Origin of the sequence: Cupriavidus sp. UME77 (genome assembly GCF_014170355.1) — a bacterium.
Lineage (GTDB): Bacteria > Pseudomonadota > Gammaproteobacteria > Burkholderiales > Burkholderiaceae > Cupriavidus > Cupriavidus basilensis.
On the sequence record NZ_LZZU01000030.1, the window covers coordinates 25432 to 46440 of the forward strand.

The window sequence follows — 21009 nt, forward strand, 5'->3', positions numbered from 1 at the left end:
GTCTGAGCGCTTTTTCTGTTTTGCGTGGGCCAAAAGGGCGGCTACGTTATAAGGAGTCGCCGCAGCATTCGTCAACCGTCACCCTACGCTCGTCTGATCTGCGGTGAGGTCCGCCATGCCGGCGGCGCAGAGCCATCCACCACGGATGGCGGCAAACGACACGCAGCACCGCCTGGCCCTGGCCAAGGAGACTCCAATGATGAAGGCAATCGGACACTGTTCTCGCCTCGGCGCGCTGCTGGCCGTGCTGGCTCTGCCGTCCTTTGCAAATGCGCAGACAGCCCAGACCACCCTGGGCAGCGAGAAATTCGGCACGGTTCATTTTCCGACCTCGTGCAACCCGGCGGCCCAGCGGCAGTTCGAGCACGCGCTGGCAATGCTGCACTCCTTTTACTATCCAAATACCGTTTCCGCATTCAAATCCGTACTTGAGGACGATCCACAATGTGCCATTGCCTATTGGGGCATTGCGATGAGCCAACGTCCCAATCCATTGCTGACACCCTTCGACGAGACCAGCCTGAAAAATGGGCTGGAAGCGTCGCAAAGGGGCATGGCGCTTGGTCCGAAGACGGAACGGGAAGCCGACTGGCTGCGCGCGATTGAGCTGTTCTACAAGGACTACCGCACGGTCAGCCAGCAGCAGCGCACGCTGGCGTACGAGCAAGCGATGGCGAAGCTCTCCGCCAAATATCCACGAGACACCGAGGCCGCCATTTTCTATGCGCTCGCCCTCAACGAAGCCGCATCGCACAGTGACAAAACTTACGCCAGGCAGCTCAAGGCAGGCGCCATTCTGGAGAGGATCTATCGCGCGCAACCGGACCATCCAGGGGTTGCCCACTATCTGATTCACAGCTACGACTGTTCAGCGCTTGCGCAGCGCGGCCTACCCTTCGCCGAGAAGTATGCGTCGATTGCTCCCGACGCACCCCACGCGCTCCACATGCCTTCGCATACCTATTCAATGCTGGGGATGTGGCCGGAGTCCGTCAAATCGAACGAGGCCGCCCTAACTGTCATGGTCGGGGATGCCGCCAAGGCCTGGCCCGGGGCGACGCATCCAAACGCCCCGCACTCGTGGGACTTCATGGAGTACGCATACCTGCAAATGGGGATGGATCAGCGCGCTTCCAGCGTGCGGGACCAGGCGCAAGCAGCACGGAAGTTTCCCTTTGAGCGGCCCGCTCTATACACGGCGCTTGCCGCCATCCCAGCGCGCTACGCGCTGGAGCGCGGTGCATGGAAGGAGGCGGCGGCACTGCAACCGCGAGGCAGCAGCTATGCGCAGGCCGAGGCGATCACGTATTTCACGCGGGCACTTGGCGCCGCACGCAGCGGCGATCCGCAAGCCGCGCAGGCCGACATCGAGAAGCTGCGCGAACTCCGCGCGAACCTCGAGACGTCAAGGCAAGCCTACTGGGTCGAGCAGGGCGATGCGCAAATCCTCGCTGCAAGCGCTTGGGTCGAGCTGGATATGGGCAGGAATGAGCAGGCCGTGAGCCATATGCGGCAGGCGGCCAAGCTCGAAGACGCGAGCGAGAAGGATGTGGCCATGGAAAACCGTCTGTATCCGATGCGCGAGCTCCTGGGCGATATGCTGCTGGGACTGAACCAGCCTGGCGCTGCATTGCAGGAATATGAGACTTCCCTGAAGTCCACCCCGAACCGGCTGCGAGGACTGTATGGCGCGGCAAAGTCGGCGCAGATGCTGCACGACGATGCGAAGGCGGCCAACTACTTCAAAAGGCTGGTCTTGCTGACGGCCAACGCCGATGCCACCAGGGCAGAGATCCAGGAGGCCAGAGGCTATCGCGACAATGCGAAACCGTAAGGATCGTATTTTCAAGGCGCATCGAGCGTCCCCGGGCTCTTCGGGTAGGTGACAACACCCCAGCTCAGCGCCACGCCGGCCACTTCGCGCAGCGGCTGGTAGGTCCGCGCGTCCACCACATAGACGGCGTTCGAGCGGCCGCAGGCGATCAGCAGCCGCGCGTCGTCGGGGGTGAAGCTGAAGTGCCAGCAGCGTTTGCCGGTGGCGATGTTGGCGATGTTCTCATAGCTGTCGGCATCGAATACCTGGATGGTGTCCGCCCGCGACGCGGCCACGAACAGGCGTTTTCCGGCGCGGTCGAAGGCGGCCCCGTAGGGGCCGCTGCGCGTCGGCACCGTGCGCAGGATATGGTAGTCGGCCGCATCGAGCGCCAGGAACGCGTTGGCTGACTCGAGCGTGACGATATAGCGCTGTCCGTCGGGGCTCACCTTGATGCCGCGCGGCCGCGATCCGGGCGGCGTCTTGATCAGGTTGAGGCGGCGGCCGCTGGCGCGCTCGTAGACCGACACCGTATCGTCGCCCTCATTGGTGACCAGCAGCAGGCGCGCGTCCGGCGAGAATTCGATGCCTTCGGTCTCCAGGCCGCTGGGGATCGCGCGCGTGACCCGCCAGTCCTTGAGGTCGATCACGGCGATCTGCGCCGGGGCCGGTGCGTCGTCGCCAGCCTTGCCCGGCTCGCCGGGCTCATAGGTGACGAAAGCCTGCCCGCCGGACACGCGCACGAATTCCGGGTTCTTGCCGATCGGGATGCGCTTGGCCAGTTGGCCATCGCGTGTGTCGATGACGGTAAGGTCGCTGGTTCCCTTGTTGGCGGCCAGCAGATATCGTCCATCCGTACTGATGGCGATGCCGCGCGGGCCCTTGCCGCCGGTGTCGAGGGTGCTTGTGATTTCGAGCCGGTCGAGGTCGATCACCGCGATGCCGCCACTCTCGCTCGACACATAGGCCTTGGCCGCCTGAGCGCCTCGCGGCGCCGGGCCTGGCGCGCAAGCGGCGCAGGCCAGCGCGGCGCATAGCGCCAGCATGATCCGGCCAGATTGGCCATTGCCCTGTCTCGTCGCCATGCACCCCTCCCGCTTGCGTTGCTTGTCGTTGTTCCCGGCCCGATCCCGTCCGGCTGTCTTCCATTCTTGGTGACGGCGCGGCAACTGCCAAGGATTTCCCGCATGCCTGCCGCCACTAGCGCCCGCCCCATTCATAGCGCACGCCCACCAGGAAGAGCCGCGGCGCGCCCGGTGCGACAAAGCGCTCGATCGGCACGGCCGCGCCGGGCTGCAGCGGGTTGCCGCCGGGAAACACGTTGAGGCCCGCCTGCCCATAGGTTTCATAACGGCGGTCGAACACATTGTCGACGCGCGCGTAGAGCTGCCAGCGCGCATCGACCTGCCAGCTCGCCCGCAGGTTGAACAGCACGAAGCCGGCGGTGCGCGCCAGGCGCGGATCCTGCGCGCTCAGCGCGCCGTCCTCATTGCCGGCCACCGGGCGCGACGACGATACGACCATGGCGCCGCCGAGCGTGACCGACTCGGTGGCACGCCAGTCACCGCTGAGCTTGAAGCTGTGCAGCGGCACGCCCGCCATGCGCGTGCCGGGGCGCACGTTGACGGGCGCCGCGAACGGCGTCTGGATCTGGCCGTCCGCCTGGTAGGTGGCTTGCAGGTAGCTGTAGCTGGCGCGCAGCATCACCGGGCCCAGGCGCTGGCGCAGCCCCAGCTCCAGCCCCTGGCTGCGGGTCTTGGGGAAGTTGGTGAAGTAGCCGAGCGGGCTGACCGGCGAGCGCTGGAACAGGATGTCGTCGCGGTTGTCGCTGCGGTACAGCGCGAGCGTGAGCTCGGTGGCATCAGCGGCCTTCCAGCGCCCGCCGAACTCCACTGTGCGCGATACCACCTGGCGCAGGTACGGATCCGCCTGCAGGCCGGTGGGCAACTGGCAGGCGTTGGCCGGATCCGCGCAGCCCAGCTCGATGGCGGTCGGCATGCGCGTGCCTTGCGAGGCCGAGGCAAAGACCGTGAGGCCGCTGCGCAACTGGTGCGAAAGCCCAAGCGAAGGATTGAGCTTCGAGAACGTGAAGCGTTCGTCGGATGCATTCGGCAACGCCAGCACCGTGTGCGTGCTCGATGTGTTCCAGCGCGCGCTCGCGGTGAGGTAGCTGTGCGGCAGCAGCTTGACGGTATCGGAGGCATACAGGCTGACGGTGCTGGTGCGTCCATCGAGCGAGGCGTTGGTGCCGGGCGTGGCGCCGGGGTCCGCCACCGCCACGCGATCGTCGCTGAAGCTGGCGGGCTGCGTGTCCTGGCGATACGATGCGCGGCTTAGCGCAAAGGCGGCGCCCAGCACCGCGTTGTGGACGTCGCCCGCATGGGACCACTGCCCGGACAGCCCGTAGTCATGCGTGTTGACGGTCGAGGTGTTGAGCACCGCGCTGGCCGGCGCGGCGCCTGGCTCGCAACCCGCGTTGCCGGCATTGCCCTGGCAGCCAAGCAAGGTGTCGAGGTAGTCGTCGCTGACATCCCCGGTGCTGGCCTTTGCGTGCCCCAGGCGAGCATAAGCCGTCAGCGCGATCTGGTCCTCGGCGTTGAGCTGGTGCGTGCCGTTGAGCGTGACCTGCAGCGAGCGCGTGCGGGTGAGGTCGGGCGCGGTGTAGATGGCATTGCGCTGGCCGCCGTAGATGCTGTCTGGCAGCAGGCCATTGCCGGACAGGCTGCTGCTGCTGCCCGCCGCGCTCACGCTCCATTGCGTATCGGTGGTCGAGCGGCCGACCTTGGCGAACAGGTTGCCCAGGCTGCTGCCGGACAGCTGGCGCCAGCCGTCCTCGCGAAAGCCCGTGCCCGCCACGAAGGCGTGCCAGCCATCGCCAAGCATCTTTCCCCCGCTCACGTCGAGCCGCGCGCGGCCGTGGCTGCCGAGGCTCAGGTCGGCCTCCACGCCGGGATGCGTCTCGCCGGACTTGGTGGTCAGCGCCAGCGCGCCGCCAAGCGCGTTGAGGCCGTAGAGCGGGTTGCTGCCGGGCACCAGCGTGATGGTGCTGATAGCAGCCTCGGGGATCGCCGTCCAGTCGACCACATCGCCCAGCGCGCCATTCTGGCGCACGCCGTCCAGGTAGAGCGCGATGCCCTGCGCCGCGCCCAGGGTGGAGGACAGGCGGTAGCCGCGATAGAGAATGTCCTTCTGGAACGGGTTGCCCTGTACGTCGTTGATCACCACGCTGTCCATGGTCTCGCCGAGGAACGAGGTCAGGTTGCCGGACTTGGCGCGCTCCATGTCGGCGTCCGTCGCGGTTTGCACATTGCCGGGAAACGCCTCGCGCGGGATGGAGAACGACGGCAGCGGCGCAGGCGCGACCACGGTGACCTCGCGCAGGTTGTGGACCTCGTCGCCAGGCGCGGCCTGCGGCGCCTGGGCGGCCACGCCCGCCGGCGCTCCCGCAGCCAGCGCCGCCAGGGCCACCCGCGCCACCCGTGCGCATGCGGCTGTCCTACGCGGCGCGGCGGGCGCGAGCCTTGAGCGGCGCACACAGGGGAGGGCGGGGGCCATTACCGTCTCCGTGGGGCAAGGACGCAAGGGCGGGGGGATCGCGGGTGATGCAAGTGCTACTTACTGTAGTGCACGGGGTGGCAAGCGCCAAATCGATCACGCGGCGGCAGCGGTGCGGCGGCGCGCGCTGCATTTTTCGCCTAGAGTTTGAAGGCGTGCCAAGCGCACGGCACCCGCTTGCTGTGTTGCAGCACCACGATGTTTGATGTTTATCGGATCGAGGAGTCCGCCATGCCGTTTCCAGAGCGCATCGAAACCATCGACCGGCAGCGCCGCCTGCTCAGCGGCAGCGTGAGCCTGGCCTTGCTGGCGATGTGGCTGGGGATCTCGCCCTCGCGCTCGCGCGCGCAGGCTAGCCGGGAAGGCACCCCCGTGCCCATCGGCGTGATCGGCTCGGGCCGCATCGGCGGCACGTTGGGCGGGCTGTGGGTGAAGGCAGGCCATCCCGTCCTGTTCTCCTCGCGCCACCCGGATGAACTCAAGCCGCTGGTCGAAAAACTTGGCCCGCTTGCCCGTGCGGGCACGGTGGCCGAGGCGCTGGCGTTTTCCAATGTGATTTTTCTCGCCGTCCCTTACAAGGCGTTGCCTGAGATATCGGCCGAGTATGGCAAGGCCTTTGCCGGCAAGGTGGTGGTGGATGCGACCAACGCCGTGCTTGCGCGCGATGGCGCTGTCGCCGAAGAGGCGATGCGCAAGGGCATCGGCATTACCACCGCAAAGTACCTGCGCGGCGCGCGTATCGTGCGCGCCTTCAATTTCATGGGCGCCACCAACTTCGCCAATCAGAACCACCGGGCTGAGGGCCTGATCGCGGTGCCGATCGCCGCCGACGATCCCAAGGCCCTGCGCATCGGGGAGCAACTGGTGCGCGATGCCGGCTTCGAGCCGGTGGTGGTCGGCCGGCTTGCCACGGCCGACAGCTTCGCCCCGGGCGGGCCGCTGTTCCATCAGATCGGCTCGGCCGACGCCATGCGCGCGCGCATGGCGGAGCAGGGCGGCAATATGGTGCAGACGCCTAAATGAAGCGAAGCGGTTCTGGCCAGGTGCGCGGCCACGGACAATACAAGTGGATCGGCCAAGGCCGCGCAGCGACGCCAGAATCTGTTTGAGTGGCCTCTTAGCCGTGCCAGGTGCCCTTCATCCAGACCCAGCCGCCGCCCTCGAAACGCCAGACCCAGTGTCCGGGCACCCAGTAGGCGTGTGCTGCAGGGGCAACCGTGATCTGTTCCACGATCACGGGCGGCATCACCGGCACCGGCTGCTGGACCCAGCGGCCGTGCACCCAGAACCAGTCGTTGCCCTCCCACTTCCAGTGGCCCGGCACCCAGTTCCAGCCGTAGGCGGGCGCGGGGCCGCGGTCTTCGTGCACCGGCGGCGGCATGTTGCGCACCATCTGGTGGGGCGGGGGAGGCGCCGGCTGCCGCACTACCACGCGTTCGGTCACGCAGCCGGCGAGGCTGCCAAGCACCGCCAGCGAGGCGAGCGCCGGCAGGGCGGCGCGGAGCAGGCGGCGGCGTGCGGGCGCATGGGGTTTGCTGGTTGCCATTTGTCTTTGTCCTGTTGGTTCTGATCTGCGCTCGGGCGTTGTCTAAGGGACGGTCCCAGGGTCGGGATGCACAATGACCTTGGGACCGATACCTTGCTTAACGAGGCAAGCGCCGCTGCGCGGGACAAGCGCGCGGAAAGACTTTGTAATTGAGTATTACGCGCCCCAAAAGACAAACCGCAGCCAGGGCGGCTGCGGCAGGTGGCCGGGGGATGGGGGGTTATGCCGGCACTGGCGCGTTGGCGCTGGTCTGCCGGCCACGGAAGTCCGTCCAGCAGAGTGCCTTGAAGTCGTACAGCTTGCAGCGGCGCGCGGTATCGAAATACCAGCGCCAGGTGAAGTTCTGGATGATGATGCGGCCCGGCAGCGCATGCTCCAGCAGCGCCTGGGCGCGCTTGAGGCGGTATAGCGGCACGCTCATGTCCACGTGGTGCGCGGTGTGCTCCATGATGTGGTGCAGCGCCGCGCCGATGCCATAGCGAAAGCGCAGGTGCACCGTGGTGGAGACGAAGGGCTGGGCGCGCGCCCACATGGCCTTGGTGTCGTACCAGGCCACGCTGGTGTGGGTGTGGTGCACGTAGAGCACGAAGCCCACGGTGAAATTCCAGACCAGGAACGGCAGCACGAAGCCCAGCCCGACCAGCATCGCCACCGACTGCCCGGTGGCGATGGCCAGCCACGCCAGCGCGCCGATCCAGGCCACGCCGAAGACGGCCACCAGCGTGCAGTCCCACATGAAGACGGCGCGGCGCGTGGGCATCTGGCGGCGGCTGGGGAAGAACATCTTGAACCACCAGATCTCGACCAGGTAGTACAGGCCCGCGCCAAAGCCGGTGCGGTAGACCCGCTCCAGCGCGCGGCGCCAGCGCGGCAGGGCCTGGAATTCCTCGAGCGAATAAGGCTGCCAGACGAAGTCGAAGCCCTTGAGGTTGGAGTAACCGTGGTGGACCACGTTATGGCCTACTTCCCACAGGCTGTAAGGCGTGAGCGACGGCAGGAAGGTCAGCCGGCCCAGCCATTTGTTCAGGCCGCGCCGGGGCGTCAGGCTCTGGTGGCAGGCATCGTGGCCGATGATGAACAGGCGGGCGATGATCAGCCCCGTTGCCACGCTGGCGGCCAGCTTGGCGAGCCAGTGGGAGAACAGCACCACCCCGGCCAGCGCGGCCAGGAACAGCGCGGTGTCCAGCGCGAACAGCGCCAGCGCGCGCGGCGTGCTGCGTGCGCCAAGCGGGATCAGCCAGCCGCGGATGATCTTGCGCGAGGGCAGGGGGACGTCAGGGGAAATCGGCTCCGGAAAGGAAGCTTGCTGCGTGGCAATCATGCAAAAACCTTCAGTTGTCGAACGCGGGATCGGGCTGGGCCCGAGACTGGCGATGCGCGGCCACGGGACAGGCCGATGGTGTGACAGCTTAGAAGGATTGCGTGACAGGGGTGTTGATCCGGGTCAAGCCAGCAGGGCCGGACCCGGTGTCACACAGCGGAAAGTGACGGCTAGTGCGCGGCGACGGCCGGTGCGCTCGCCGGCTCGCCCATCACATACACCTCGCCGATGACGCGATCGTCACCCAGCATGGCGAAGGCGAACAACTGCTCTTCCAGCGTTTCCGAGCGCTCGCTGCGCCGCGCGATCAGCGGCGTGGCCTGCGGGTCAAGCACGATGAAGTCGGCCTCGCAGCCGGGTGTGAAGCTGCCCACGCGCTCGCTCCAGCCCAGTGCATCGGCGGCGGCGCGGGTGGCCAGGTAGAACATGCGCAGCGCGGTGAGGTGGTAGCCGCCCATGCGCGCCACCTTGTGGGCAGCGTTCATGGTGCGCAGCATCGAGAACGAGGTGCCCCCGCCCACGTCGGTGGCGAGCGTCACGTTGAGGCGGTGCGCATCCGACTGGTGGAAGTCATAGAAGCCGCTGCCCAGGAACAGGTTGGAGGTGGGGCAGTGCGCCACCGCCGCGCCGCTGTCGGCCAGCCGCTTGCGGTCGTCCTGGTCGAGGTAGATGGCGTGGCCGTACAGCGCGCCCGGGCGCAGCAGGCCGTAGTGATCATAGATGTCCAGATAGCTGCGGGCTTGCGGGAACAGCTCGGCCACCCATTTCACTTCGTCGCGGTTCTCCGCCACGTGGGTCTGGATGAACGCGTCCGGGTAAGCCTTGGCCAACTCGCCGCAGGCTTGCAGCTGCGCTTCGCTGGAGGTGGGCGCGAAGCGCGGCGTAATGGCGTACGACAGGCGGTTCTTGCCGTGCCAGCGCGAGATCAGGTCGGCCGAATCGCGCGCGCCGGACTCGGCGGTATCGCGCAGGAATTCGGGGCAGTTGCGGTCCATCATCACCTTGCCGGTGACCAGGCGCAGGTTGCGGCGGTCGGCTTCGGCAAACAGCGCATCGGCCGATGCCGTATGCACGGTGCTCCAGGCCACGGCGCTGGTCGTGCCATTGCGCAACAGCTCGTCGGCGAAAAAGCCGGCCACGGCCGCCGCGTACTCCGGCTCGGCAAAGCGGCGCTCCTCGGGGAAGGTATAGGTCTCCAGCCAGTGCAGCAGGCCGGGCGAGGGCGAAGCGATGATGTCGGTCTGCGGGTAGTGCACGTGCGTGTCGATAAAGCCCGGCACGATCAGCTTGCCGCGGCGGTCGATCACTTCGGCACCGGCCGGGATCTGGTCGGCCAGGTCGGCATGGCTGCCAACCGCGGCGACATGCCCGGCGGTGACGATCAGCACCCCGTCTTCCCAATACTGATACGCGTCGTCATGAAACTGGGGGTCGCGCAGGAAGTGCAGCACGCGGCCACGGATGGCGCGGGTGATGGACTGGGTGGGGGGCGTGGTCGTCATATCGATGTCTCGTCATGCACCGGCGCGCGCATGGCGCGCCGGCATCTTGGGGTGAGCCGCGCTTCAGGCCGTGGAGGCTGCGGCGGGCAGGGGGGATTGCCAGAAGTGGTCGACTTCGGCGAGGAAGGCAGTCTTTTGCGAGGCGGGCAGGAACGAGGCCTCGAAACTGTTGCGCGCCAGCTTGTGGCCATCGGCCGCGGTCAGCGGCAAGGCCTCGAAAGTGGCTTCCCAGTTCGCGTTCATATAGCCGCCGAAATAGGCGGGGTCGTCCGAGTGCAGCGTGACCAGCACGCCAGCTTCCAGCAGGCGGTGCAGGGAGTGGTCGCGCAGGTCCGGGTAGACCTTGAGCTTCTGGTTGGACAGCGGGCATACCGTGAGCGCCACGCGCTCGCGGGCCAGCCGCTCGACCAGTGCCGGGTCGTCGATGGCGCGCACGCCGTGGTCGATGCGCTCCACCTTGAGGATGTCGAGCGCGTCGGTCACGTATTGCGCCGGGCCTTCCTCGCCGGCATGCGCCACCAGGTGCAGGCCGAGCTCGCGGGCGCGGGCAAACACGCGGGCGAACTTCTCCGGCGGGTTGCCCTGCTCCGAGGAATCCAGCCCGATGCCGACAAAGCGGTCGCGGTAGGGCAGCGCGGCTTCCAGCGTGGCGAAAGCGTCTTCCTCGGAGAGGTGGCGCAGGAAGCAGAGGATCAGGCTGCTGGAGAAGTCGTACTGCGTGCGGGCCTGGGCGAGCGCGTCGGAAATGCCGTCGATCACCACATTGATCGGCACGCCGCGCCCGGTATGGGTCTGCGGGTCGAAGAAGATCTCGGCGTGGCGCACGTTGTCGGCGACGGCACGCTGCACGTAGGCCATCGTCATGTCGAAGAAATCGTCCTCGGTCAGCAGCACGCTGGCGCCAGCGTAATAGATATCGAGGAAGGATTGCAGGTCGGTGAAGGCGTAGGCCTTGCGCAGGGCTTCCACGCTGGCGTATGGCAACTTGACCTTGTTGTGCTGGGCCAGCCGGAAGATCAGCTCAGGCTCGAGCGTGCCTTCAATGTGGACGTGCAGTTCCGCCTTGGGCGTCTGGCGGATACGGTCAGCGAGCGCGGCATCGAGCGTCATGGGGTTCCTTTTGCGGTCTTGGTTTGCGTCGAGCTCGTCGCTTTGCCGCTGCGGCTGGCGACGAGCGCGCCCAGATGGGCGAGGCGCTGGTCGCGAACCTGCAGCAACTGGGCGACGATGGCAACCGCAATCATAGCCGGAGCCTTGTCCGTGATGCCGCAGACGCCCATCGGGCACGTCATTTCCGCGAAGCGGGAAGGGTCAATCCCGTGCTCCGCCATGCGGTGCTCGAAGCGCGCGCGCTTGGTCTTGGAACCGATCAGGCCGAAGTAGGCGAAGTCGTCGCGCCGCAGGATGCGCTCGCACAGCGTCTGGTCCAGCGCGTGGCTGTGCGTCATCACCAGGAAGTAGCTGCCGGCGGGCGCGTGGTCGACCACCGCCTCGGGGATGTCGCTGGCTTCCGGGGTGACGTTGTCGGGCAGGCCGGCGGGGAACAAGGTATCGCGCTCATCCACCCAGTGCACCTGGCACGGCAGGTTGGCCAGCACCTTGACCAGCGCATGGCCCACGTGGCCGGCGCCGAACAGCACCACGTGCAGCTCGTCCGGCACCAGGGTGTCGGTCCAGCCGCCGTCCGCCTGCAAGGCCACCGAGGGCAGCAGCGCCGGCGCCGCGGCGTGTTGCACCGCACCGGTGCGCGGCACCGTGCGCATCAGCGCGCGTCCGGTGCCGAACGCGGCCTGCACCGCGTCCAGCCACGGCAGATCGGCCTCGCCCAACACCTCGAAGGCGAGCAGCACCACGCCGCCGCAGCATTGCCCCAGCGCCGGGCCCAGCGGGATGCGCACGAGCTGCCGCATCGCGTCGCGCTCGGCCAGCATGGTGCGGGCGATCTCCATGCCGCGCCACTCGAGATGGCCGCCGCCGATGGTGCCAACCAGCTCGTTGGCGGTCACCAGCATGCGCACGCCCGCCTCGCGCGGTGCGGAGCCTTTGACCTCGGCGATGGTGACCATCACCACCGGCACGCCGGCGCGCACCCAGCGGGTGGCGTCGGCGAAGCGGAAGGGTTTGAGGGGCGCGTCCTGCATGGTGATGCCTTTTTTGGTTGATGCTCTGGGTGAAGCTTGTGACTTCGGCTTGTGACTTCGGCTTGTGACTTCGGCTTGTTACTTCGTTAGGGTCTTCAGCGAAGATGGCCTGTGGGAGCCGGCGGTTTCTGCCAGCCGCTGTCTCCTACTGCGCCACCCGCACCGCGTCCACCGCATCCAGGATTGCCTCGCTGGTCGCGGGCGCCACCAGCGGCGGGTTCACCTTGTAATCCCCCACGCTGGCCACCGCGTCGCGGATCGCGAAGAACACCGAGAACGGCAGCAGCAGCGGCGGCTCGCCCACGGCCTTGGAACGATGGATGCTGTCTTGCGCATTGTCGTTCTCGAACAGCCGCACGTAGAAGTCTTCCGGGCAGTCGTTGACGGTCGGGATCTTGTAGGTGGAGGGCGCATGCGTCATCAGCTTGCCGTCCTTGTTCCACCACAGTTCCTCGGTGGTCAGCCAGCCCATGCCCTGGATAAACCCACCCTCCACCTGGCCGATGTCGATGGCCGGGTTGAGCGAGCGGCCGGCGTCGTGCAGCACGTCGGCGCGCAGCAGGCGCCATTCGCCGGTGAGCGTGTCCACCAGCACTTCCGAGCACGCCGCGCCATAGGCGAAGTAATAGAACGGCCGCCCTTGCAGCTTGGACTGGTCCCAGTACAGCTTGGGCGTGGTGTAGAAGCCATCGGACCACAGTTGCACCCGTGCCACGTAGGCTTGCCGTGCCAGGTCGCTGAAGTCCAGGCGGAGTTCGCCCGCGACCACCAGGTCGTCGCCGAACTGCACGCTGTTGGCGTCCACGCCGGCCTGGCGCGCGGCAAACGCCGCCAGCCGCTCGCGGATCTGCCGCGCGGCGTCCTGCGCGGCCTTGCCGTTCAGGTCGGTGCCGGTGGAGGCAGCCGTGGCCGAGGTGTTGGCCACCTTGCTGGTATCGGTCGCGGTCACGCGCACGCGTTCGAGCCGGATGCCAAGCTCATGCGCCACCACCATCGCTACCTTGGTGTTCAGGCCCTGGCCCATCTCGGTGCCGCCGTGGTTCACCAGCACCGAGCCGTCGTTGTATACGTGCACCAGCGCGCCGGCCTGGTTGAAGTGGGCCACGTTGAAGGAAATGCCGAACTTCACCGGGGTGATGGCGATGCCCTTCTTCAGCACCGGGCTGGTGGCGTTGAACGCGCGCGTGGCCTCGCGGCGCGCGCGGTAGGCGCTGGTCGCTTCGAGTTCGTCGAGCAGTTCGTGGATGACGTTGTCTTCCACGGTCTGGCCGTATGGCGTGACGTTGCGCTCGGTCTTGCCGTACAGGTTGGCGCGGCGCACGTCGAGCGCATCGCGGCCCACGGTGCGAGCCACGTTGTCGAGGATGTACTCCATGGCAAAGGCGCCCTGCGGGCCGCCGAAGCCGCGAAAGGCGGTGTTGCTCTGCGTGTTGGTCTTGCCGCAGTAACCGTCGATCTGCACGTTCGGCAGCCAGTAGGCGTTGTCGAAGTGGCAGATGGCACGGGTCATCACCGGGCCGGACAGGTCGGCCGAGAAGCCGGCGCGCGAAACCATTTCCACCGACACGCCCTCGAGGCGGCCGTCGGCATCGTGGCCGACTTCGTAGTCGAAGACGAAGTCGTGGCGCTTGCCGGTGATCATCATGTCGTCATCGCGGTCCGGACGCAGCTTGACCGGGCACAGCAGCTTCCAGGCAGCCAGCGCGGCGCAGCAGGCGAACATGGCCGATTGCGATTCCTTGCCGCCGAAGCCGCCGCCCATGCGGCGGCACTCCACCAGCACCTGGTGCGCGTGCCAGCCCAGCATATGCGCCACCGCATGCTGCATTTCGGTGGGATGCTGGGTCGAGCACCATACGTGCATGCCGTCGTTTTCCTTGGGCGCGGCGTAGGCGATCTGGCCTTCGAGGTAGAACTGCTCCTGGCCGCCCAGGCGGATGTTGCCCTTGTCCCGATGCACGGCGCCGGCGATATGGCTGGCCGGCTCGCCGCGCGTGAGGTGCATCGGCGGCAGCACATAGCTGCCGGCCTGGTGCGCGGCCTCGGGCGACAGCACTGGCGCCAGGTCTTCATACTCGATCGCACCCAGGCGCGCGGCGCGGCGAGCGGCATCGTGCGAGGTGGCCACCACCACGAAGATCGGCTGGCCGATGAACTGGACCAGGCCGTTGGCCAGGATCGGGTCGTCGTGGATGATCGGGCCGCATTCGTTGGCAGCGGGAATGTCCTCGGCGGTCAGCACCGCCACCACGCCCGGCGCGGCGCGCACCTTGTCGAGCGAGATCGACCTGACGCGGGCATGGGCGCGCGTGCTCATGCCGAGCGCGGCATGCAGCGTGCCTGCCAGTTCGGGGATGTCGTCGGTGTAGGTGGCAGTGCCTGCCACATGCAGGTGGGCCGATTCGTGCGGGCGCGAGACGCCCACTTGCGGCGTCGAAATGGCGGTCCTGGCTTCGCTCGCGGCGTCGAGCAGGAAGGGTTCGGTTTGCTTGTTCATGCCGATCTCTCCTTACGCGTTGGCGGTAGCGGTGGCCGCGCCCGCACCGATGGCGCGGACATTGACGGCGGCGGCGGGCAGTGCGTCGGCGCGCGTTTCCAGCCAGAAGCGGTACAGCAGGTTGGCGGCGCCGCGGTTGCGGTACGCGGCGGTGGCGCGCATATCGGACAACGGCGTGAAGTCCTGCGCCAGCGCGCTCATGGCGGCGCGGGCGGTGGCTTCGGTCCAGGGCTGGCCGATCAGCGCGGCTTCTGTCAGTGCCCCGCGCTTGGGCGTGGCAGCCATGCCGCCGAAGGCCACGCGCGCATGGTGGATCACGCCGCTCTCCAGCGTCAGCGCAAAGGCCGCGCAGACAGCGGAAATGTCTTCGTCAAAGCGTTTTGACAGCTTGTAGGTACGGAAGTGCTCCGGCCCGGCCAGCGGCACGCGCAGCGCCGCGACGAACTCGCCTTCTGCCATGGCGGTCTTCTGGTAAGCCAGGTAGAGGTCTTCCAGCGCAAGGGTGCGGCGCACGTCGCCGCGTTGCAGCACCACTTCGGTGCCAAGCGCGATCAGCGCGGGCATGGAGTCGCCGATCGGCGAGCCGTTGGCGATATTGCCGCCCAGCGTGCCGGCATTGCGGATCGGCAGGGAAGCGAAACGCTTCCACAATTCCTCCAGCTCGGGATGGACGTCGTTCAGCGCGGCGTAGGCGCGCTCCAGCGAGACTGCCGCGCCGATTTCCAGGGCACCATCGATTTCGCGGACGCCGTTCAGGTCAGCCACCTGGCCCACGTACAGCAGGTTGCCCAGTTCGCGGAACTGTTTGGTCACCCACAGCCCCACGTCGGTGCTGCCGGCCAGGATGCGCACGCCGGGCTCGGCGGCCTTGATGGCGGCAAAGGCCGAGGCGGTGCGGGGCGCGTAGAAGTGCTGGCCTTCGGCGCTGTAGTGGAAGGTGTCGTCGCGCTGCAGGGCGCGCAGCGTGTCGGCGATCTGGCGCGGGTCCAGCTTGCCGGCCTGCGGCGCCGGCAGCGCCATCATGCGCTGGCCGGCTTCGATGATGGGGCGGTAGCCGGTGCAGCGGCACAGGTTGCCGGTCAGGGCATCGCAGATGGCCTCGCGCGCCGGGGCGCGGCCGGTGCCGGCGTCCTCGGACTTTTGCTGGTACAGCGCCCACAGCGACATCACAAAGCCGGGGGTGCAGAAACCGCACTGGGAGCCATGGCACTCCACCATCGCCTGCTGCACCGGGTGCAGCGCGCCGTCGGCCTGGCGCAGGTCTTCCACGGTGATCAGCGCGCGGCCGTCCAGCGTGGGCAGGAACTGGATGCAGGCATTGACCGCCTTGAACTCGACCTGGCCGTTTTCGCCCAGCTCGCCCAGCACCACGGTGCATGCCCCGCAATCGCCTTCAGCGCAGCCCTCCTTGGTGCCCGTGCAGCGCGCGTCCTCGCGCAGGTACTGCAGCACGGTGCGGGTAACGGGGGCGTCTGCGACCTCCGTGACCTTGCCCCGGTGGTAAAAGCGGATGGTTTGCGTCTCCATGGTGTCTTCTCTCTTTGTGGATGGGGCCAAACATAGCACTGACGCCGATGATGCAATATTCGGCCCAGGTGATATGCCCCATCAAGCGGGGAGAGCGTTCTGGCGGCCGGCGAGGGCGGCAGCCACCGGATTTGACCAATGACGGGGTGCGTGACATACACTATGCGCCGTTCCCATTCCCCACGCCACCGGCCGCAAAGCGCGCCAGGCGCCCCCTCGCCATGCACGGACGCGACCATCTCGACACCTATTTGCTGCGGGTGCTGCACACCCTGCTCACCGAGCAGAGCGTGACCCGCACCGCGGTCCGCCTTGGCCAGTCGCAGCCTGCCATCAGCAATACGCTCAAGCGGCTAAGGGAAATCACGGGGGATGCCATCCTGGTGCGCGGCAAGAGCGGCATGGTGCCGACCGAGCGCGGCCGCGAGCTGCTGCAACTGGCCGAACAGAGCCTGGCGGCCATGGACCGCATCGCCCGGCCGCCCCAGCATTTCGACCCGGCCACCACTACCCGTACCTTCCACCTGGGCGCGCCGGACTACCTGGACGCCTTCTTCCTGCCCAACATCGTCGAGCGCGTGCGCCGGCTGGCGCCCAACGCCAAGCTGTTCGTGCACCCGATGACGTCATCGAGCGACTTCCTCGACAGCCTGGAACAAGGGCAGCTCGACATCGTGGTTGGCAACTGGCTGTCGCCACCGGAACATCTGCATATTTCGCCGCTGTTCGACGATGAGGTGGTGTGCATGCTGGGGGCGCAGCATCCGCTGGCGCGCAAGGGGCTGACCCTCAAGCACTACCTGGAGATGCCGCACCTGGCGCCGGCGCCCTATGCCTCGATGCAGCGCAGCATGATCGACCAGGCGCTGGCCGAGCAGGGGTACAAACGCAATATCCAGGTCACGTTGCCGTATTTCGGGCTGGTGCCGTATGTGTTGATGAAGACCGATATGGTGTTCACCACGGGGCGGCAGTTTGCCGCGCATTACGCGCAGTACCTGCCGCTGAAGATGGTGCCGTCGCCGGTGGCGTTTCCGCGGATGCGGTTTTATCAGCTGTGGCATGAGCGGTGTCATGCTGCGCCGGATGTGATGTGGATGCGGAGGATGATTGCGGAGGTGGCGGGGGAGTTACCGGTGTTGCCGCAGTTGGTGAGGGAGGGGTAAGGGGGTGTTTGTGCGCAAGGGCAGAACCGATGGCTCTTGTCGATGCTTTGGATTTGATTGATACGGCGTTGGTTTTTGCACCCAAAAGCCATACGACATCCCCCTGCGGGGGCTGCCGGTCACTTTTCTTTGACCGGCAAAGAAAACTAACGAAAAGAAAGCCGCCCTGCCGGGGGCAGAGCAATAAGGCTTATGTGGGGCGGTGGTTGCGTCGTACGGCCCGGAGTGTTGGCTGGCGTGTCCAACCGGCTTGGAGGTCATCGCTACGGCATGACCCAATGGTCACGGGGTGGTGCCCCTGATCGCTTTGCTCGGTGCGCGTTCGGGCATCTGCCGTTCGCGGTGCGCAGCGCCGCGATCCTGCCTGCCTTGGTGGTTTCGTGGTTTTGTCTCTGGCGGCGAGCGCCCGGCTATTTGATGCCCTGCCGTACCGGCGCGAGCGGTGCCTTACTCTCAACTCCCCTGGTTTCGTGGTGGGCACCGTGGCCCGTGCGCGAGGGCCGCGCTCACACACACGTTCGGACATCACCGCGCTCGTCCTCCGAGACAAAACCACGAAACCAGCCACACCCGAAACGGCGCAGCACTTCGCCCCGCGAACGGCAGATGTGGGAATGGTCACCGCAAGCGAGGTCAGGGGCTGCACGACGTAACCCATAGGTCATGCAGAAATGATGTCCTTGTGGCCGGTAGGATTCGCCAGCCAACACTCCGGGCCGTACGACGCAACCATAGAGGCAAAAACAGCCTTATTGCTCTGCTCCCGGCAGGGCGGCTTTCTTTTCGTTAGTTTTCTTTGCCGGTCAAAGAAAAGTGACCGGCAGCCCCCGCAGGGGGATGTCGTATGGCCCTTGGGTGCAAATGCCATCGCCGATGAAACAAACAGCGACCAACCCCGTAAGGGAGATGTCGTACGGCTTTGGGGCCCAAAAACCAACGCCGTATCAATCAAATCCAAAGTTCGAACAAGAGCCAACGGTTCTCCCCCCGCGCATAACCCCCCCTTCACTTCCCCCTATAACTAGGAAAAAACAACTCCTCCCCCTCCACCTTGTAAGCAGCAATGCTGTCCTGCCCATCCCTGGAAGTAATCCACTCCACCAACTTCATCGCATCCGCGTAATTGGTACCAGGATGCTTGGCCGGATTCACGGCAATCACGCCATACGGATTGAACATCCTGGGATCGCCCTCCAGCAGGATCGCCAATCCGGTCTTGGCACGATACGCGCCATAAGTGGCCCGATCAGATAACGTGTAGCCCGGCATCTGCGCTGCCATGGTCAGCACCTCGCCCATCCCCAGTCCGGCATTCACATACCACGGCTGCCCCTTCGGCTCGATCCCCGCCTGCTTCCAGTAGTCCTTCTCCATCACGTCGGTCCCGGAGTTATCCCCGCGCGAGATGAACTTGGTGCCGCCGGCGGCGATTTTCCTGAAGCCGGCCAGCACGTCCTTGCTGCCTTTCAGCCTGGCCGGGTCGCTGGCCGGGCCAACCACGATGAAGTCGTTGTACATGACGTCGCGGCGATTGACGCCGTAGCCTGCCGCCATGAATTCGTCTTCCATCTTGCGGGCGTGCACCAGCAGCACATCGACGTCGCCCATCTCGCCCATCTTCATCGCCTTGCCCGAGCCTACGGCGATCACTTTGACGGTGACGCCGCTCTTTTGCTCGAACCTGGGCAGCAGGAATTTCAGCAGGCCGGAGTTCTCCGTGCTGGTGGTCGTGGCCAGCTTGAGCTCGCCGGCGAAGGCGCTGGTGGCGGTGGTGGCGCCAGCCACGCCAACCAGGCAGACCAGTCCGATAGCGCACACGGCGCGGTTCGAAATATGGCGTAAAAGGCCTTGCTTGCCGACCGCTTGCATGGATTCTCCTTGTCTTATGTTTTCAGAAACACAATTGCCACAAACTCATGAGATCGGTGAGAATGCAGCAAAATAAGTGGAAATCAGCGCATTGCATTCTCGGTGAACCACATCTCTAAAGTAAATATGAAAAGCGTTTCATATGACATTTCGCTTTGACCTGTTCCCGGTAGTCGCCGCGGACGACAATCCTCGCTCCAACGGCAAGGTGTTCCAGCTGCTCAAGGCCGTGCGCGAGACGGGCTCCCTGCATCGCGCGGCGCGCGAGATCGGGTTGTCGTACCGGCACGCCTGGGGCGTGATGCGGTCTTGGGAGGAGATGCTTGGGCGCAGCATGCTCGATATGGAGCGCGGCCGCGGGGCGTCGCTGACGCTGTTCGGCGAGCGCTTGCTGCGTGCGGAGGGGCGCTTGCGCGATTCGATCGACCCGGTCATGCAGAAGGCCATGGTCGATTTCCTGGCGGACCTGGACGACGCGGCCCAGCCGCAGACCCGCATCCGTTTCTCCGGCAGCCATGATCCGGCCATGGAGGTCCTGGCGGGGGCGCTGCACGATGCGCCGGGCAGCCTGCAGCTCGACACCGTGTTCTGCGGCAGCGTGGAGGGCCTGATCTGCCTGCAGGAGCGGCAGTCCGAGCTGGCCGGCTTCTACGTCTCGCCGATCCAGAAGGCTGGCTCCGTGGCTCACGTGACGCTGCGCAAATGGCTGCGCCCGACCGCCGTGCGCTTGATCCGGCTGGCCTGGCGCGAGCAGGGCCTGATCGTCGCGCGCGAGCTCGCGCGCGAGATCCACGACCTGCGTGACCTGGCCCGTACCCGCGCCCGCTTTGTCAACCGCCAGCGCAGTTCTGGCACGCGCATGCTGTTCGACCAGTTGCTGGCCACCGAGGGACTCTTCCCGGACCAGATCGTCGGCTATGAAACCCCCGAGTTCAGCAACGAGAGGGTGGCGCAAGCGGTGCACGACGGCCATGCCGAGGTGGGGTTCGGCCTGCGCATGAATGCCGAAGCCCATGGGCTGGCCTTTGTGCCGCTGACGCGCGAGGCCTACTACCTGGCGCTGCGCAAGAACGACCAGATCACGCCCTGGGCGCATGGCTTGCTTTCGCATTTGGACGACCCGGCTTTCCGGCGCCGCATCGAGGCGCTCCCCGGCTATGCCATGGCGGAGCCTGATGGCATCCTGACGCCGCAGGAGGCACTCCCCTGGTACGGCCCCGACGGCAAGGAAGGCGGCTGACGCCGTGCGCCGGGGAGGGTGGGAGCCCGGCCGTTTGAGCGCGCGCGTATTACACTGGTTGCATAGGCGGGGCTGCATGCCCGCCAGACAGTGCCAGCAAGGAGCGCCATGCTAGAAACGGCCGCGTTGGCCGCGGGCTTGTCCTGGACCAGCGGATTCCGCCTTTACCTGGCCGTGTTCACGGCTGGCGCACTGGGCCGCCTGGGCTGGCTGCACCTGCCGCCCGGCCTGCAGGCGCTGGAATCGTGGTGGGTGATCGCGCTGGCCGCGCTGCTGGCCCTGGCCGAATTCGTGGCCGACAAGGTGCCGGGCTTCGATTCCTTCTGGGACAGCATCCAGACCTTTATCCGCATTCCCGCCGGCGCGATCCTGGCCGCCGCCGCCTTCGGGCAGCTCGATCCGCAATGGATGGTCGCCGCCGGGCTGGTCGGGGGCACGCTGGCCGGCACTGCCCATGCCGCCAAGGCCGGCACTCGCGCCCTGATCAACGTCTCGCCGGAACCGTTTTCGAATTGGGCTGCCTCACTGAGCGAGGACGTTGCCGCCAGCAGCGGGCTGCTGCTGGCTTTTTTCCTGCCCGTGGTGTTCCTGGTGGTGCTGGCCGTGCTGCTGCTGGTGGCGGCGTGGCTGCTGCCCAAGCTGTGGCGCGGCTTGCGCCATTTGCGCGACGCGTTGGCCAAGCGTGCTCCGGCAGCCTCGCCGGCGGGGCGTCAGCCCCGGCGCTGAGTGGCGGGTTCGACCCTCGCTTTGCCCAATCCGGCCATAATCTGGCCCTGGTCCGGCGGATGCGCGCCGGGATCCTCCCGCTGGTGTCCTGCCGTCGCGCCAATCC

The 21009-nt window shown here is 66.5% G+C and carries 15 protein-coding genes; 5 read left to right on the forward strand and 10 right to left on the reverse strand.

The window, feature by feature from the left end; genetic code table 11:
• Window positions 1-196 precede the first annotated feature (196 nt).
• A complete protein-coding gene (locus tag A9975_RS11475) occupies window positions 197-1834 on the forward strand; it encodes a hypothetical protein (RefSeq protein ID WP_255503165.1) in 1638 nt (545 codons plus the stop codon).
• Window positions 1835-1845: 11 nt separating this feature from the next.
• Here A9975_RS11475 and A9975_RS11480 read toward each other — a convergent pair whose 3' ends face one another.
• Together A9975_RS11480 and A9975_RS11485 are read right to left on the reverse strand one after the other, a co-directional pair.
• On the reverse strand, window positions 1846-2898 hold the full coding sequence (locus tag A9975_RS11480) for a beta-propeller fold lactonase family protein (RefSeq protein ID WP_255503166.1): 1053 nt from the start codon (window positions 2896-2898) through the stop codon (window positions 1846-1848).
• Between the two features lie 115 nt (window positions 2899-3013).
• Window positions 3014-5368, reverse strand: coding sequence for a TonB-dependent receptor (locus tag A9975_RS11485; protein ID WP_183032790.1), 2355 nt, complete (start codon window positions 5366-5368; stop codon window positions 3014-3016).
• Between the two features lie 231 nt (window positions 5369-5599).
• On the opposite strand from A9975_RS11485, the gene A9975_RS11490 reads away from it, so the two are divergent.
• The gene (locus A9975_RS11490) at window positions 5600-6391 is read left to right on the forward strand and encodes an NADPH-dependent F420 reductase (RefSeq protein ID WP_183032791.1); all 792 of its coding nucleotides are present in this window, start codon (window positions 5600-5602) and stop codon (window positions 6389-6391) included.
• A gap of 94 nt (window positions 6392-6485) precedes the next feature.
• On the opposite strand, the gene A9975_RS11495 is transcribed toward A9975_RS11490, so the two are convergent.
• The 7 genes from A9975_RS11495 to xdhA form a co-directional block, all read right to left on the reverse strand.
• Window positions 6486-6914 carry a YXWGXW repeat-containing protein gene (locus A9975_RS11495; RefSeq protein ID WP_183032792.1) on the reverse strand — a complete coding sequence of 143 codons (429 nt, stop codon included), beginning with the start codon at window positions 6912-6914 and terminating at the stop codon, window positions 6486-6488.
• A gap of 220 nt (window positions 6915-7134) precedes the next feature.
• The gene (locus A9975_RS11500; RefSeq protein WP_183032793.1) at window positions 7135-8235 is read right to left on the reverse strand and encodes a fatty acid desaturase; all 1101 of its coding nucleotides are present in this window, start codon (window positions 8233-8235) and stop codon (window positions 7135-7137) included.
• Window positions 8236-8405: 170 nt separating this feature from the next.
• Window positions 8406-9737, reverse strand: a complete 1332-nt coding sequence (gene guaD / locus A9975_RS11505; RefSeq protein ID WP_183032794.1) for a guanine deaminase — start codon at window positions 9735-9737, stop codon at window positions 8406-8408.
• A gap of 63 nt (window positions 9738-9800) precedes the next feature.
• Complete coding sequence (locus tag A9975_RS11510; protein ID WP_183032795.1) at window positions 9801-10847, reverse strand: adenosine deaminase; 1047 nt, start codon at window positions 10845-10847, stop codon at window positions 9801-9803.
• Window positions 10844-11878 carry a xanthine dehydrogenase accessory protein XdhC gene (gene xdhC, locus A9975_RS11515; protein WP_183032796.1) on the reverse strand — a complete coding sequence of 345 codons (1035 nt, stop codon included), beginning with the start codon at window positions 11876-11878 and terminating at the stop codon, window positions 10844-10846. Before xdhC ends, A9975_RS11510 begins: the two co-directional genes overlap by 4 nt.
• A 145-nt stretch (window positions 11879-12023) precedes the next feature.
• Window positions 12024-14375 carry a xanthine dehydrogenase molybdopterin binding subunit gene (gene xdhB / locus A9975_RS11520; RefSeq protein ID WP_183032797.1) on the reverse strand — a complete coding sequence of 784 codons (2352 nt, stop codon included), beginning with the start codon at window positions 14373-14375 and terminating at the stop codon, window positions 12024-12026.
• A gap of 12 nt (window positions 14376-14387) precedes the next feature.
• A complete protein-coding gene (gene xdhA / locus A9975_RS11525) occupies window positions 14388-15902 on the reverse strand; it encodes a xanthine dehydrogenase small subunit (RefSeq protein ID WP_183032798.1) in 1515 nt (504 codons plus the stop codon).
• A 221-nt stretch (window positions 15903-16123) separates the two neighbouring features.
• Between xdhA and A9975_RS11530 the strand changes: the two genes are divergently transcribed.
• Window positions 16124-17068 carry a LysR substrate-binding domain-containing protein gene (locus A9975_RS11530; RefSeq protein ID WP_183032799.1) on the forward strand — a complete coding sequence of 315 codons (945 nt, stop codon included), beginning with the start codon at window positions 16124-16126 and terminating at the stop codon, window positions 17066-17068.
• 1005 nt (window positions 17069-18073) lie between these two features.
• Here A9975_RS11530 and A9975_RS11535 read toward each other — a convergent pair.
• A complete protein-coding gene (locus A9975_RS11535; RefSeq protein WP_183032800.1) occupies window positions 18074-18937 on the reverse strand; it encodes a substrate-binding domain-containing protein in 864 nt (287 codons plus the stop codon).
• A 142-nt stretch (window positions 18938-19079) separates the two neighbouring features.
• On the opposite strand from A9975_RS11535, the gene A9975_RS11540 reads away from it, so the two are divergent.
• Both A9975_RS11540 and A9975_RS11545 read left to right on the forward strand, forming a co-directional pair.
• Complete coding sequence (locus A9975_RS11540; RefSeq protein ID WP_183032801.1) at window positions 19080-20177, forward strand: substrate-binding domain-containing protein; 1098 nt, start codon at window positions 19080-19082, stop codon at window positions 20175-20177.
• A gap of 108 nt (window positions 20178-20285) precedes the next feature.
• Window positions 20286-20903 (forward strand): DUF4126 domain-containing protein, encoded by a 618-nt coding sequence (locus A9975_RS11545; protein ID WP_183032802.1) that lies wholly within the window; start codon window positions 20286-20288, stop codon window positions 20901-20903.
• The last annotated feature ends 106 nt before the right edge of the window (window positions 20904-21009 follow it).

Coding starts and splice junctions, on each gene's coding strand:
- A9975_RS11475 (WP_255503165.1), top strand. CDS start 197: ATGATGAAGGCAATCGGACACTGTTCTCGCCTCGGCGCGCTGCTGGCC.
- A9975_RS11480 (WP_255503166.1), bottom strand. CDS start 2,898: ATGGCGACGAGACAGGGCAATGGCCAATCTGGCCGGATCATGCTGGCG.
- A9975_RS11485 (WP_183032790.1), bottom strand. CDS start 5,368: ATGGCCCCCGCCCTCCCCTGTGTGCGCCGCTCAAGGCTCGCGCCCGCC.
- A9975_RS11490 (WP_183032791.1), top strand. CDS start 5,600: ATGCCGTTTCCAGAGCGCATCGAAACCATCGACCGGCAGCGCCGCCTG.
- A9975_RS11495 (WP_183032792.1), bottom strand. CDS start 6,914: ATGGCAACCAGCAAACCCCATGCGCCCGCACGCCGCCGCCTGCTCCGC.
- A9975_RS11500 (WP_183032793.1), bottom strand. CDS start 8,235: ATGATTGCCACGCAGCAAGCTTCCTTTCCGGAGCCGATTTCCCCTGAC.
- guaD (WP_183032794.1), bottom strand. CDS start 9,737: ATGACGACCACGCCCCCCACCCAGTCCATCACCCGCGCCATCCGTGGC.
- A9975_RS11510 (WP_183032795.1), bottom strand. CDS start 10,847: ATGACGCTCGATGCCGCGCTCGCTGACCGTATCCGCCAGACGCCCAAG.
- xdhC (WP_183032796.1), bottom strand. CDS start 11,878: ATGCAGGACGCGCCCCTCAAACCCTTCCGCTTCGCCGACGCCACCCGC.
- xdhB (WP_183032797.1), bottom strand. CDS start 14,375: ATGAACAAGCAAACCGAACCCTTCCTGCTCGACGCCGCGAGCGAAGCC.
- xdhA (WP_183032798.1), bottom strand. CDS start 15,902: ATGGAGACGCAAACCATCCGCTTTTACCACCGGGGCAAGGTCACGGAG.
- A9975_RS11530 (WP_183032799.1), top strand. CDS start 16,124: ATGCACGGACGCGACCATCTCGACACCTATTTGCTGCGGGTGCTGCAC.
- A9975_RS11535 (WP_183032800.1), bottom strand. CDS start 18,937: ATGCAAGCGGTCGGCAAGCAAGGCCTTTTACGCCATATTTCGAACCGC.
- A9975_RS11540 (WP_183032801.1), top strand. CDS start 19,080: ATGACATTTCGCTTTGACCTGTTCCCGGTAGTCGCCGCGGACGACAAT.
- A9975_RS11545 (WP_183032802.1), top strand. CDS start 20,286: ATGCTAGAAACGGCCGCGTTGGCCGCGGGCTTGTCCTGGACCAGCGGA.